This is a genomic window from Paraburkholderia acidicola, from assembly GCF_002362315.1.
Taxonomy (GTDB): Bacteria; Pseudomonadota; Gammaproteobacteria; order Burkholderiales; family Burkholderiaceae; genus Paraburkholderia; species Paraburkholderia acidicola.
The window spans coordinates 2,760,080-2,773,101 of record NZ_MTZV01000006.1 but is presented as its reverse complement, the minus strand read 5'-3'; the positions used below and the strand labels follow the sequence as shown (position 1 = coordinate 2,773,101).

The window sequence follows — 13,022 nt, the reverse complement described above, 5'->3', positions numbered from 1 at the left end:
CCGGTGACTATAACGCGTGCCGGGGTGACGAAGCCCTCGCAAAGCAGGATTGAGCCTTGAGCTATGCCGAACAAGAGAACTGTAGTCAGAACGAACTCGACGCTGAATTCGGTCAAGGAAGTGCCCCTGAAGGTGCTGACATTCAACGAACTGTGGTCCGCATATCCTGATAAAAAAGATCCGTTCGTTGATCCGCAAACCGGTAAGGTGCCAGCGTACGCAGACAATCAATGTGCAATTCGGTTAAGCATCATGCTTCACAATGTCGGCGTCGAGATGAAGTCCTTTCGAGGAGAAGGGCAGATCCGCATCGACGGAAAACGGGCAGCTCTTCGCGCTCGCGAGCTGCAAGCGTGGCTGAAGTTACGACCTCTCGCAGGATTGCCCGCGCCTGTGGAAATTACAGGGCCCGACTGGCAAAGCAAAATCAATGGGCGCACCGGCATCGTATTTTTTTCAGGGTACTGGGCACGTGACACGGATAGTCGAGGACAAACGACCGGTGACCATATCGATCTGTGGAACAGAGATACGCTCACATCACCAGGCGCTCAAGGGTGGGTGAACTCGTTTGTTCGGTTTCGCGTTGGGCTGTCCTCTGCGTGGTATTCGGATCTGGGAAAATCCAAACAGATTCTTTTCTGGGAGATCAAGTGAAGCGCGCAGTTTTCTCAGCGGCCTATCTCGCGGTTGGGCTTTCGGTTTCCTGGCAAGTGGCGCGACTCTCCAGCAGGCTAGCGCAGCAGTATTCGTGGCCACTGCTTGATACTCGATGGCATGGTTGTTGGGATATAGAGCATTGCCAGGTTCCGTGGTGGGGTTACGCGGTCATTGTCACGTTTCTCTTTGGGCCCGCCGTCACGTGGGCTGTGGTCGGATTTCAACAGGCTCCGAGGCTCATGATGTCCCGGTTCATTTCGAGTGCTGCGCTCCTGGTACTCGTGACCGCAGTGTTTTACTTGAGTTTCTACGTCGCAGTTTGGCCGTAGCTGCCATCGATCTGGGCTACGACAACGTCAGCGCATTTATCGCGATGTTTCGCCGCGCGCTCGGTGTCACACCGGCGCGTTATTTCGCGGCTCAAACGTCTGGCGATGGACCTGATGCGATGACCGAAGCAAACCGCAACAACGACGACGACGCACAATAAAAAAGCGTCGCGCGAACAGACCGAAACCCGTTCGCACGACGCCTACGCTTCCTGCTTCCCGATACCTGCCGTCAGTAGCGCCGCGAAGCGAGCTTCTTCACCACTGACACCATCCGGTCCACTTCATCGCACGTGTTGTAGAACGCCAGCGACGGCCGCACGGTCGCTTCTACACCGAAGCGCCGCAGAATGGGTTGCGCGCAGTGATGACCCGAGCGCACCGCGATGCCCTCTTCGTTCAACGCACTGCCAACCTCTTCCGTCTCATAGCCCTTCAGCACGAACGACAGCACACTCGCCTTGTCGCGCGCGGTACCGATCAACCGCACGCCAGGCACAGGTGCCAGCACGCTCGTGGCGTACGCAAGCAGATCGTGTTCGTAGCGCGCGATATTTTCGATGCCCACGCGCGTCACGTAATCGATTGCCGCGCCGAGGCCGACTGCATCCGCGATGTTGCCAGTGCCGGCTTCGAAGCGTCCGGGCGGCGGCTGGAACACCGTACGCTCGAACGTCACGTCCGCGATCATGTTGCCGCCGCCTTGCCACGGCGGCATGTCTTCGAGAATCGCGCGCTTGCCGTAGACCACGCCGATACCGGTCGGTCCGAACACCTTGTGGCCGGAGAACACGAAGAAGTCCGCATCGATGGCCTGCACATCGACCCGCATATGCGACACCGACTGCGCCCCGTCGACCAGCGCCTTCGCGCCCGCGCGATGCGCGAGTTCGACGATCTCCTTGACCGGCACCACCGTACCGAGCGCATTCGATACCTGCGTCACCGACACGATCTTCGTACGATCGCTAAGCAGTCGCCGATATTCTTCGAGCAGTACCTGGCCAGTGTCGTCGACGGGAATCACGCGCAAGGTCGCGCCGGTTTGCGCGGCAAGTTGCTGCCACGGCACGATGTTCGCGTGATGCTCGAGATGCGACACGATGATCTCGTCGCCTTCGCCAACGTGCTTCACACCCCACGTCTTGGCGATCAGGTTGATCGCTTCGGTGGTGCCGCGCACGAAGATGATCTCGTCCGGCGACGACGCGCCGATGAAGCGCTGCACCTTGCTACGCGCCGCCTCATAGGCATCCGTCGCACGACCCGCAAGCGCGTGCGCCGCGCGATGGATGTTGGAGTTCTCGTGGGCGTAGAAGTACGAGAGCCGGTCGATCACCGACTGCGGCTTGTGCGTCGTCGCGGCGTTGTCGAACCACACGAGCTGACGTCCGTTGACGCGCTCCTGCAGGATCGGAAAATCGCGGCGCACGGCGTTGACGTCGAACGGTGGATGACTGGACGGGCCGACGGCCGGAACGGCGCCGCTGGCTTTCGCGGGTTGCCCCGAGACTGGCGCTTGAGCCGCATCGTCGATGAAGTAGCGCGAAGCAGTACCGCTCGACGCACCCGCGGAGCCAACGTCGTACGGAAAACGCGACGTCGTCAAAGGTTCATCGGCACCGGGCAAGCCGAACGACTGCGCCGTCACGCTGGTCCAGCCCGGCACGACGATGTCAGGCGTCGCACCGGCCGCAGACCGGTGATCGCTCGAACCGTCCAGAAAGTAATACGGCGACGAAGCTGATGAAGCGGACGGGGCCGAAGGCGAAGACGGAACAGGCGCGCCACCCGCCGACGGACGCTGCGCACCGACACCTTCCGGTACACCGAGTGCGCCGCCACCAAACCGCGGATCGAGCGCAGGCGCAACCGTCACCACGTTATCGGGCAAGCCGTTCTGCGCAGCGGCATGCGGTGCAAGCGCCGGCGCCCGATGACCGAGCGACAGCACATGCGTCGGCGCAGCAGGCAGCAGGTTCGCGCCTGCTACCTGCCCTTGCGGAATCGCGGCGCCAGGTACACCGGTACCGGCGCCACCAGGACCCGCGAGCGGCGAGCCAGCCGGTACAGGGTTGCTCGCTTCCGCGAGCACGGGAGCAGCGACTGGCAACGCGCCCGCTGTGCCCGGCACACCCGTCGCGGCACCGCTGCGCGCAACCGGCGCGGCCTCACCAGGCAATGCCGAGAAGAACGCATTGGCAAGCTGCGCGAGCGTCGACGGATCGGGCAAGCCCGGCGGCGGACCAGCAGGCACATCGAGCGGCAGGGCGCTGTCCATGTGCTTACTTGTAGGTGTCGGTGTAGTCATGGTACTTGCCGATCTCCACGTCATCGAGAACCGCCAGCGCGTCCGGCGAATGCACGGCCAGCGAGCAGTACAGCGAGATCAGATACGACGCGATCGCATGATTGTTGATGCCCATGAAGCGCACCGACAGACCCGGCCCCTGCTCACCGGCAACGCCCGGCTGGAACAGGCCGACCACGCCCTGGCGCTTGTCGCCCACGCGCAGCAGCAGGATCTTCGTCTTGCCGTCTGCGACCGGTACCTTGTCCGACGGAATCAGCGGGATACCGCGCCAGGTCAGGAATTGCGAACCGAACAGGCTCGTCGTGGGCGGCGGCACACCGCGGCGCGTGCATTCGCGACCGAACGCGGCGATCGCGAGCGGATGCGTCAGGAAGAATGCCGGTTCTTTCCAGACCTTCGTCAGCAGTTCGTCGAGGTCGTCGGGGGTCGGTGCGCCCGTCAGCGGAAACACGCGCTGCTCTTCAGCGACGTTCGCCAGCAGGCCGTAGTCGGGGTTGTTGATCAGCTGGCTTTCCTGCAGTTCCTTGATCGTTTCGATCGTCAGGCGCAGCTGCTCCTTGATCTGGTCGTGCGGGCTGCTGTACAGATCGGAGATGCGCGTATGCACATCGAGTACGGTGCTCACCGCGTTCAGGAAATATTCGCGCGGCTCTTCTTCATAAGGAACGAACGTGCGCGGCAGCAGGCTTTCGTCTTCGCGCGCGGTACAGGCCGCAACCACCGCTTCCGGATTCTTCACCTGGTTCAGCCGGTAGATACCCGCTTCGACCGGCAGCCATTGCAGCAAATGGGTCAGCCAGCGCGGCGAAATCGTCGAAAGCTGGGGAACGGTCTTGGTGGCATTGGCTAGTTGCCGTGCTGCGGTATCGCCGAGCGCCGTCAGGCCGCCCACTGTTGCTGTCATGTGTCGCTCCGGGGGTCTATAGAAGAAAAACGGGAATGCTTATGAACAAACGCGATTATGGAAACGGCGCCGCAGCCGCTCAACATGCTATAGACGTCACGCGGTTACGTTCGGGGAAGTGGGAGTACTCGATGCGGATGACGCAGTGGCTTTGGCGGAGCTAGCCGGCACCGCCGCTGCGGTCGCGGTTCGCGAAGAATCCAACGATGGCAATGCGCATAACAGCACCGCGATAGATGCATCGAGCGCCTGGGCAAGCTTCTCGACGGTAACGATCGACGCGATCACCGAGCCTCGCTCGATCTCGCCGACATACGAACGGTTCAGACCCGCATGCTCGGCAAGTTGCTCCTGCGACCAGCCGCGCGCTTCGCGCAGACGCCGCACCGTGACACCGAGGTCTCGTACGATCATCGTCACGATGTGACTCCGGCTACTGCAGCTGACTGCGGCACCGCGTTACCGTGCGCCACAGCGACACCCGCACTCGTCGCTTCGTTGCGCGACACCGCCTGTGTGACATGCGAGCCGGGCGCGACATCCTGTGTCAGCCAGACGTTACCGCCGATCACCGCACCGCGACCGAGCGTCACGCGCCCAAGTATCGTCGCACCGGCATAGATCACGACGTCGTCTTCGACGATCGGATGGCGCGGCAAACCTTTTTCGAGGTGTCCCTGCGCATCGCGCGGAAACCGCTTCGCTCCGAGCGTCACCGCCTGATAGACGCGCACCCGCTGCCCGATCACCGAGGTCTCGCCGATCACGACGCCCGTGCCGTGATCGATAAAGAAGCTCGCACCGATCTGCGCGCCCGGATGAATATCGATGCCCGTCTCGCCATGCGCCAGTTCCGCGACGATACGCGCAAGCAACGGCAAGCCGAGCCCGTATAGCGCATGCGCGAAACGATGATGGATCATCGCCAGCACGCCGGGGTAGCACAGCAGCACCTCGTCGACACTACCTGCCGCGGGGTCACCGTGGAATGCAGCCAGCACATCGCTGTCGAGCAGCGCGCGAATCTCCGGCAGCTTCGCGGCAAACGCCCTGACGGCCGCGCCGGCTTGCGTTTCGATTTCGTCGGTGGAACGTGGGTGGTGGCGGGTCCGGTAATGCAGTTCAAGTCGCGCCTGCGCGAGTAACGCATGCAACGCGGTATCGAGCGCATGCCCGACATAGAAGTTTTCACTTTCCTGACGCAGATCGGCGGGCCCAAGCCGCATCGGAAACAGCACGCCCTTCAGCGTATTGACTATCTCCGCGAGCGCCTCGCGAGCCGGCAATTCGCGCCCGCCCGGTTCAAGCGAGCGCTTCTGTACTTCGCGCCATTGCTGGCGAGCCGTCTGCAGTGCTTCTACGATGTCGTCGATATCGAAAACTGCCACAGCGGCTCCCGGCTGAAAGTGTGTGAGTGAAAAGCGCTAGTCCTGCACCCAGGGCAGCCCGCGAAAGCGCCACCCGTTACTGCCGCCGCGCCGTTGCGCCGCATCGAGTTCGCCTTCGAAGCCTTCCAGAACATTGAAGACCTGGCTGAAACCGCCCTTCGTCGCGGCTTCGGCCGCAAGTGCCGAACGGTTGCCGCTGCGGCACAGCAGCAGCACGACCGCATCCTTGCCGGTCTTTGCTTCCAGTTCGCGCACGAAACGCGGATTGCGTGTCAGGCTCGTGCCCGTCGCCCATGCGACATGCAGGCTCTCCGGCACATGGCCGACAAACTTCCGCTCTTCCGCGCTGCGCACGTCGACCAGTACTGCCTTGCCTGCCGATACCAGCGCCCACGCATCCTGCGGCGCGATGCCGCCTGCATAGGGCAACCCTGCTTCTACCGCAGCCGATCGCGCAGCTTCAAGCACATCGAGTGCCGCGTGCACAGGCCGTTCTTCGACTTCAACCGTCATGACATCTCCTTGCCGAATATCCGCGCGCTTCAGTGCGGCGGGGGCTGGCGAGGCGGCATAAAACCGTCTATAGCCATCACGACGTACTATGAAATAGCCCGGCCGGAAGGCGAACCAACTAATTGTGCTTTCTAAAGAAGCAGCGGTTTGGTTGCCCCATCAGCATGCATGGGCATTCATGGGTATTCGTCGGAAGATAGTCGTTGCAGGCGGCAAGCGCGTGACGGCTACACCGGCTTGATATCGGCGGCCTGCTTGCCCTTCGGCCCCTGTTTCACTTCGAAGCTGACCTTCTGGTTTTCCTGCAGCGACTTGAAGCCGTCCGCGCGGATTTCGGAGAAATGCGCGAACAGATCGTCGCCGCCGTCGTCCGGCGTGATGAAGCCGAATCCTTTTGCATCGTTGAACCACTTCACCGTACCCGTTGCCATCTTCGTTCCTTGCTGTGCGAGACCCGTGCGTGTAGACAGAGCGCCGAACCCGCCGGGATCAGTTCGTTCGACGCCGGCTGAACGATACGGGAAGCTCACCGCATCGGGAACAAACGAATTCTTCGATGTTTATCAGCGCGGCTGACGAATTGCGCGCGGCGAGTGAGGTAAGCGAGGGAAGTGAGGTAAGGGCCGTTCAGCGCTCGAGGCGCGGCAACGCGAGCGTCGCGCCCGCGTCGCGTTGTGTGAGCGCACGCGCAACGACGCCGAGCGCGTCGTAGGCAAGCACGGCAAGCAGCCCGACGATCATCCCGCCCTGCAGGATGAAAGCCGTGTTCGAGGTCTGCAGACCCGCGATGATCACATCGCCGAGTCCTTTGGCTGCCACCGTCGAGCCGAGCGTCGCGGTGCCGAGATTGATCACGACCGACAGACGGATACCCGACAGGATCACCGGCAGCGCAAGCGGCAGTTCAATCGATAGCAACTGGCGCAGCGGACCCATGCCCATGCCGCGCGCTGCTTCCACGGTCGCGGCCGGGATGTCCTTGAGGCCTGTGATCGTGCTCTCGAACACCGGCAGCAATCCATAGAGAATCAGCGCAATCAGCGTCGGCTTCACACCGAAACCAACCGCGGGCACCGCGAGCGCGAGCACCGCGACCGGCGGAAAAGTCTGGCCGATGTTGACGATGCTGCGCGCGAGCGGCAGAAATTCGGCCCCCGCTTCACGCGTGACGAAGATCCCGGCGAGCAACGCGATCACGGTCCCCACGAGACTCGCGCCGCCGACCAGCGCAAGATGCGCCAGCGTCAAACCGAGCAGGCTCGATCGATCGTAGATGGCGGGTGCGCCGTTCTCGGCGAGCGGTGCGAACAGCGGCGCAAACCATTGTGGACGGCACAGCAACGCGAGCAGAATCGCGAGCGCGAGCAGGCGCGAAGTCCGTGCGACGAGTTTCATCTCGGCCGCCCGGCACGCGCGAGGATCGATGCGAGCGACACGCGGGTTCGCACGCTGCCGTCGGCCTGGGCAACCGGCAGGCTCTGCGTACCGCGCCACAGCAGTTCCGACAGCGCATCGCGCAAGCTCTGCGTGCCGGCGATCGGCGCGCCATCCGCGGTACCCGGCTCGGCGATTTCATCGACCTGGGTCAGCGACAGCAAACGTAGCGGCCGGTCGGTACCCGCCACGAGTTTCTCGACGAAACCAGGGGCGGGACGTGCGAGCAACTCGGCGGGTGTCGCTGCCTGCAGCACACGACCGCCATCCATCACGACGATGCGATCGCCGAGATGCAATGCCTCTTCCATATCGTGCGTAACGATCACGACCGTGATGCCGAGCCGCCGCTGCAACTCGAGCAGATCCTCCTGCGCCTGGCCACGGATGATCGGATCGAGCGCGCCGAACGGTTCGTCCATCAGCAGGATCGCGGGTTGCGCAGCCAGTGCGCGCGCTACACCCACGCGCTGCTGCTGACCGCCCGACAACTGATGCGGAAACTTCGCGCCGTACGTATCGGGATCGAGCTTGAAGAGTTCCAGCAGTTCGCGCACGCGTGCGTCGATGCGGGCCGTGTCCCAACCGAGCAGACGCGGCACGGTCGCGATGTTGCGAGCAACGCTCCAGTGCGGAAACAGCCCGTGGCCCTGGATCACATAACCGATACCGCGCCGCAACTCTTCAGCGGGTACGCTAGCCGTATCGCGTCCATCGATGCGGATCGTGCCGCTCGTCGGCGCGATCAACCGGTTGATCATGCGCAGCAGCGTCGACTTGCCGCTACCCGAGGTGCCGACGAGCGCAGTAATCGTGCCGCTGCCGATGACGAGCGAGACGTCGTCGACGGCGACGACATCGCCGAAGTGTCGGCTGACCTTGTCGATTTCAATCATGCGCGAGACCCCTTGATGAATTCGGTCGCGGCGTCGAAGATGACGGCCGCGCTCAGCGCGAGCCCGATGGTCGGTGCGGCGCCGAGCAGCACGAGATCGATAGCCGCCTGGCCGATGCCCTGAAACACGAAGGTGCCGAAGCCGCCACCGCCGATCAGCGCCGCCACAGTGGCAAGCCCGATGTTCTGAACCAGCACGATGCGTACGCCGGTCAGCACAACCGGCAGCGCGAGCGGCAGTTCGACCGAACGCAAACGCTGGCCCGGCGTCATGCCCATCGCGACAGCGGCTTCCGCGGTCTGCGGCGGAATCTGCCCGAGACCGACGACAACACTCGCCGTCACCGGCAACAACGAATAGAGAAACAGCGCGATCAACGCCGGCGCAACGCCGATACCGCGAATACCGAGCGCAGCGGCAAGCGGTACGTGGGCGGCGAGCAACCCGAGCGGCACCATCATCAGCCCGTACATCGCGATGCTCGGAATGGTCTGGACGATATTCAGCACCGGCAACGCGACCGCGCGCAGCGCAGGCAGTTTCACGCACGCGATACCAAGCGGCACGCCAAACGCCACAGCCGCGGCAACCGAACCCACGACGAGTTCGATATGACGCGCCGCTTCCTGCCAGAAATTGTCGGCATGTACCGCGTACTCCTGCATCACCGACAGCCCGTCCCATCGACCGCTACCGAACAACGCACCGAGCGCGAGCCATGCGAGCGCAAGCACGGCAAGACGCGGCGCGGGACCGGGTGACAGTTTCGCGAGTGCGTCGGTGACCAGCATCGAGAATGCGAACGTGAGGATCCAGAAGCCGCCTGCCGGCGACACGCGGGCGAGCGGATGCTCGTCGGTGACGAGATGCGCGGGCGCGTATCCGACCAGCAGCGCAAGCCCCGCCAGCAGCGCAATGCCGACCACGAGCCGCAACGCTGCGCGGCTACGCAGCAGCGCGAACAACGCAGCAGCCGCGAGCACCGCAACCGCGACCCTCGCCTCGCCGACGCTAAAGGTATCGAGCAGACTGAGCCCCTTGCCCGACACGATGCGGTTCGCGCGAAACGTGACGAACGGTTCGAATGCGAGCGCTGCGGCAATCAGTATCGCGATCAACGCGCCAACCCGATCGACCTTGTCGACCAGCGACGTGCCGCCGGCAGCACGTCGCCCAGCGAAGGGAAGCGCCTGCGTTTTATGCGTCTGCACGTTGCCTCCCGGGCCCGCCATTACTTGACGAATCCTTTCGCTTTCAGATAGCTCGCCGCCACGGCCGCAGCCGGTTCGCCGTTCACCTGGATGCGGCCATTCAGCGTTTGCAGCGTCTTCAGATCGAGGCTTGCGAACACCGGCTTCAGATACCCGGCAATCTCCGGATGCGCCTTCAGCACCGCTTCACGGATCAGCGGTGCGGGAGCATAGACAGGTTGCACATGACGGTTGTCGTCGAGTACCACGAGACCCGCCGCTTCGATCGCGCCGTCCGTGCCGTAGACCATCGCCGCGTTGACCTTGTCGGTCTGTTCGGCGGCCGCCTTGATCGTTGCCGATGTGTCGCCCCCCGACAGCACGAGCAATTGATCCGGCTTCAACGTGAACCCATAGGTCTTCTCGAACGACGGCAGCGCGCCCACGCTATTGACGAATTCAGCGGACGCTGCAAGCTTCACCTGCCCGCCCGCCGACACCCATTTGCCGAAGTCGGTAAACGTATGAATATTGTTGGCCTTTGCCACGGTGCCGAGCAGCGCGACTGCCCACGTATTGTTCGCCGGTGCCGGTGCAAGCCAGACGATGTGATTGGCCGCGTAATCGAGCTTCGCCGCTTCTTCATAACCCTTCGCGGCGTTTTTCCACAGCGGATCGTCGCCCTTGTTGAAGAAGAATGCTGCGTTGCCTGTGTACTCCGGATAGATATCGATCTCGCCGGTCGTGATGGCCTTGCGTACGATCGGCGTGGTGCCGAGGCCGATCTTGTCGGTGACCGCGATGCCGTGCGACTTCAGCACCTGCGCGATCAGATTGCCTAACAGATTGCCTTCAGTATCGATCTTCGATGCGACCGTAACGGTGTCGGCGGCATGCGCGCCGATCGAAGCCAGTAGAAGCAGCGTCGCAACGCCCTTGAGGGTGGGGGTGTATTTCATCGGTACCGTCGCTCCAGCAAGTGGAAGTTTTCGTATGGGAAGCCGGCGCCTGCGATGCAGCGACGACCCAGCGAAGACGGGATCGCACACCGCCCACGCGACAGACAATCGGCTGCAGTAGCTGCGCAGAATAACGAGGGCAGCATGCCACGCAAACCAACCATTTCAGATTTCCAAATGGGTTCGGCTGCAAACGCCCCCTGTGGACTTACCCGGCACAAAACTAGAAAGCATTTCAGAACTATATGGTTTGCAAGGCAAAATGGCACCCCGATAATCCGCCGAGGTCCAGAACCACCCAACAACAACCCGAGAACAATTACACGGATTATCGATGAAAAAGACACTTGCCGTCGCGGCACCGCTCCTCGTTGCCGCATGCGCGGCGCATGCCCAAAGCGCCGTCACACTGTACGGCATCGTGGAAGACGGGGTGGATTTTGCCAGCAATGTGAACGGTAACCATCTGGTCCAGACGGCCTCGGGCGTCACTGCGGGCAGCCGCTGGGGCGTGCGCGGCACCGAAGATCTCGGCGGTGGGCTCAGCACGATCTTTCGCCTCGAGAGCGGTTTCGACATCAATTCGGGGCGCCTCGGCAGCGGCCTCGCGTTTTCGCGTAATGCGTACGTCGGTATCCAGAGCGAACAGGCCGGTACCGTCACGCTCGGGCGTCAGTGGGACTCGATCGTCGACTACGTCGAACCGTATACGTTGAACGGCAACATCGGTGGCTACTACTTCGCGCACCCGAATGATATGGACAACACCGATAACGGCTTCCCGATCTCGAATGCGATCAAGTATCGCAGCCCGACGATCGCGGGCTTCACGTTCGGCGGACTGTATGCGCCGGGCGGCATCGCCGGCCAGTTCTCGAACAACACGGTCTACAGCGCGGGCGGCACGTACTCGATCGGCGCGTTCAGCGCGGGGATCGGCTATCTGCGTATCAACGATCCGGAAGTGTCGACCCAGGGCTATCAGAACTACCCGGGCTTCACCAACGCGGTGTATGGCAACTTCCTCGCCAACGCGCGCGCGCAGAAAGTATTCGGCGTCGGCGCGTCGTACCGTGTGCTGACTTCCCTGCGTCTGCTCGCCGATTTCACGAATACGATCTTCCAGCAGGGCAGCGCCGGTCACGATGCGACGTTCCAGAACTACGAACTGTCGGGAATCTACAACCCGACATCGGCGGTGACGATCGGCGCGGGCTATACCTATACGACCGGCCGCGATCACGCGAGCGACGGCGAGCCGAAATACAGCCAGTTCAACCTCACGGTCGAATACGCGCTATCGAAACGCACGTCGGTGTATGCGCTGGGCGTGTTCCAGAAAGCCGCTGGCGATGCGACCGTGGCGCAGATCGCCGGGTTCAATCCGTCGTCGAGCCAGAAGCAGGCCGTCGGCCGGGTCGGGATTCGTAGCGTGTTCTGAGCGGGTGCGGCGCAAAACGACGAACCCTTCTTAATCGAGCCCACGCGGCTCGATCAGTCCCGCGAACCGGTCGGCCAGCGCCGGCCGCGAACGATGCGGCCAGATCGCGCTCAATTCGAAGCGCGGCAGCGTGGCACCGTCGCTAACCTCGCACAGCCGCACGCCGTTGAACTGCAGCGTACGCACCGAATACGGCAAGAGCGACACGCCGCAGCCTGCGGCCACGCACGCGAGCACGGTCAGCGAGCGGTTCGCGTCCTGCACGATCTCCGCCTCGTGCCCCGCCTGACGAAACGCGCTCAGGATGCCCGCGCGGATCACCGGCAACTGCTCGTGCGGAAACCACACCAGCCCGTGCTCCGATAGCTCCCGCAACGTTACGCGACCATCCGGCCCGACCGGAAACGCAGTGGGCAGCACGGCCACGAGGCGTTCGCGGGCAATCAACTTTTCGCGCATCCGGCCGCCCACCGCGACCGGCGTATGTAACAGCCCAATATCGATCTCACCGCGCTCGAGCGCACTCACCTGCTCCGCGTTGCTCATTTCGCGCAGCGCGAGCGCAACGTCGGGCACCGCGGCGCGCAATGCGGCCAGCGCGCGCGGCAGCACATCGAACAGCGCCGCCGATGCAAAGCCCACCGTCAACCGTCCGCCGCGCTGCGCACCGATTTCGCGGGCGCGGTGCGAAGCGGCATCGATACGCGCGACGCTGAGCCGCACGTCATCGACGATCGCAAGACCCGCCGGTGTCAACGCGGCGCCCCGCCGCGTGCGCGTGAACAGCTTGACGCCGAGGTCCCGCTCCATGCGGGTCAGCGCCTGGCTCAACGCCGGCTGGGCGACGCCGAGCGTATCGGCGGCGCGCGTCACGCTGCCTGCATCGGCGATCGCGAGGAAGTATTTGAGGTTGCGCGTTTCCATGTTCTCGATATACGAAAGACATATGAAAAATGATCTTTCCCATAATACAACGCTATCCCGTGCGTCCCTA

At 63.0% G+C, this 13,022-nt stretch carries 13 protein-coding genes and 1 pseudogene; 3 read left to right on the top strand and 11 right to left on the bottom strand.

Annotated elements, in window-relative coordinates:
- The first annotated feature begins 63 nt into the window (after positions 1-63).
- The gene (locus BWP39_RS30855) at positions 64-657 is read left to right on the top strand and encodes a type VI secretion system amidase effector protein Tae4 (protein ID WP_096725953.1); all 594 of its coding nucleotides are present in this window, start codon (positions 64-66) and stop codon (positions 655-657) included.
- A 334-nt stretch (positions 658-991) separates the two neighbouring features.
- Positions 992-1,150: pseudogene (locus BWP39_RS30845) on the top strand (AraC family transcriptional regulator); the annotation flags it as partial.
- 71 nt (positions 1,151-1,221) lie between these two features.
- Here the strand turns inward: BWP39_RS30845 and BWP39_RS30840 are convergent.
- The 10 genes from BWP39_RS30840 to osmF all read right to left on the bottom strand — a co-directional run bounded on the left by BWP39_RS30840 (position 1,222) and on the right by osmF (position 10,587).
- A complete protein-coding gene (locus tag BWP39_RS30840; protein WP_096725951.1) occupies positions 1,222-3,300 on the bottom strand; it encodes a family 2A encapsulin nanocompartment cargo protein cysteine desulfurase in 2,079 nt (692 codons plus the stop codon).
- Positions 3,275-4,207 carry a family 2A encapsulin nanocompartment shell protein gene (locus BWP39_RS30835; RefSeq protein ID WP_091015567.1) on the bottom strand — a complete coding sequence of 311 codons (933 nt, stop codon included), beginning with the start codon at positions 4,205-4,207 and terminating at the stop codon, positions 3,275-3,277. The genes BWP39_RS30840 and BWP39_RS30835 overlap by 26 nt, the downstream gene beginning before the upstream one ends.
- A gap of 96 nt (positions 4,208-4,303) precedes the next feature.
- On the bottom strand, positions 4,304-4,627 hold the full coding sequence (locus tag BWP39_RS30830) for a helix-turn-helix domain-containing protein (protein WP_096725950.1): 324 nt from the start codon (positions 4,625-4,627) through the stop codon (positions 4,304-4,306).
- On the bottom strand, positions 4,624-5,595 hold the full coding sequence (gene epsC / locus BWP39_RS30825; RefSeq protein WP_096725949.1) for a serine O-acetyltransferase EpsC: 972 nt from the start codon (positions 5,593-5,595) through the stop codon (positions 4,624-4,626). The genes BWP39_RS30830 and epsC overlap by 4 nt, the downstream gene beginning before the upstream one ends.
- A gap of 36 nt (positions 5,596-5,631) precedes the next feature.
- The gene (locus BWP39_RS30820; protein ID WP_096725948.1) at positions 5,632-6,108 is read right to left on the bottom strand and encodes a rhodanese-like domain-containing protein; all 477 of its coding nucleotides are present in this window, start codon (positions 6,106-6,108) and stop codon (positions 5,632-5,634) included.
- 227 nt (positions 6,109-6,335) lie between these two features.
- On the bottom strand, positions 6,336-6,539 hold the full coding sequence (locus tag BWP39_RS30815) for a cold-shock protein (RefSeq protein ID WP_091015557.1): 204 nt from the start codon (positions 6,537-6,539) through the stop codon (positions 6,336-6,338).
- Between the two features lie 196 nt (positions 6,540-6,735).
- Positions 6,736-7,503 carry an ABC transporter permease gene (locus BWP39_RS30810; RefSeq protein ID WP_096725947.1) on the bottom strand — a complete coding sequence of 256 codons (768 nt, stop codon included), beginning with the start codon at positions 7,501-7,503 and terminating at the stop codon, positions 6,736-6,738.
- Complete coding sequence (locus BWP39_RS30805) at positions 7,500-8,438, bottom strand: ABC transporter ATP-binding protein (RefSeq protein WP_096725946.1); 939 nt, start codon at positions 8,436-8,438, stop codon at positions 7,500-7,502. Before BWP39_RS30805 ends, BWP39_RS30810 begins: the two co-directional genes overlap by 4 nt.
- Positions 8,435-9,586, bottom strand: a complete 1,152-nt coding sequence (locus BWP39_RS30800; RefSeq protein WP_235851530.1) for an ABC transporter permease — start codon at positions 9,584-9,586, stop codon at positions 8,435-8,437. Before BWP39_RS30800 ends, BWP39_RS30805 begins: the two co-directional genes overlap by 4 nt.
- A gap of 83 nt (positions 9,587-9,669) precedes the next feature.
- The gene (gene osmF, locus BWP39_RS30795) at positions 9,670-10,587 is read right to left on the bottom strand and encodes a glycine betaine ABC transporter substrate-binding protein OsmF (RefSeq protein WP_096725944.1); all 918 of its coding nucleotides are present in this window, start codon (positions 10,585-10,587) and stop codon (positions 9,670-9,672) included.
- A 334-nt stretch (positions 10,588-10,921) separates the two neighbouring features.
- Between osmF and BWP39_RS30790 the strand changes: the two genes are divergently transcribed.
- Entirely contained in the window at positions 10,922-12,028 is a 1,107-nt protein-coding gene (locus BWP39_RS30790) for a porin (protein ID WP_096725943.1), read from the top strand.
- A 30-nt stretch (positions 12,029-12,058) separates the two neighbouring features.
- Here the strand turns inward: BWP39_RS30790 and BWP39_RS30785 are convergent, their stop codons facing one another.
- On the bottom strand, positions 12,059-12,952 hold the full coding sequence (locus BWP39_RS30785) for a LysR family transcriptional regulator (protein ID WP_096725942.1): 894 nt from the start codon (positions 12,950-12,952) through the stop codon (positions 12,059-12,061).
- Between the last annotated feature and the right edge of the window lie 70 nt (positions 12,953-13,022).

What these genes read in the sequence shown, in the direction of transcription:
- BWP39_RS30855 (WP_096725953.1), top strand. Translation starts at nt 64, where the DNA reads ATGCCGAACAAGAGAACTGTAGTCAGAACGAACTCGACGCTGAATTCG.
- BWP39_RS30840 (WP_096725951.1), bottom strand. Translation starts at nt 3,300, where the DNA reads ATGACTACACCGACACCTACAAGTAAGCACATGGACAGCGCCCTGCCG.
- BWP39_RS30835 (WP_091015567.1), bottom strand. Translation starts at nt 4,207, where the DNA reads ATGACAGCAACAGTGGGCGGCCTGACGGCGCTCGGCGATACCGCAGCA.
- BWP39_RS30820 (WP_096725948.1), bottom strand. Translation starts at nt 6,108, where the DNA reads ATGACGGTTGAAGTCGAAGAACGGCCTGTGCACGCGGCACTCGATGTG.
- BWP39_RS30815 (WP_091015557.1), bottom strand. Translation starts at nt 6,539, where the DNA reads ATGGCAACGGGTACGGTGAAGTGGTTCAACGATGCAAAAGGATTCGGC.
- BWP39_RS30810 (WP_096725947.1), bottom strand. Translation starts at nt 7,503, where the DNA reads ATGAAACTCGTCGCACGGACTTCGCGCCTGCTCGCGCTCGCGATTCTG.
- BWP39_RS30805 (WP_096725946.1), bottom strand. Translation starts at nt 8,438, where the DNA reads ATGATTGAAATCGACAAGGTCAGCCGACACTTCGGCGATGTCGTCGCC.
- osmF (WP_096725944.1), bottom strand. Translation starts at nt 10,587, where the DNA reads ATGAAATACACCCCCACCCTCAAGGGCGTTGCGACGCTGCTTCTACTG.
- BWP39_RS30790 (WP_096725943.1), top strand. Translation starts at nt 10,922, where the DNA reads ATGAAAAAGACACTTGCCGTCGCGGCACCGCTCCTCGTTGCCGCATGC.
- BWP39_RS30785 (WP_096725942.1), bottom strand. Translation starts at nt 12,952, where the DNA reads ATGGAAACGCGCAACCTCAAATACTTCCTCGCGATCGCCGATGCAGGC.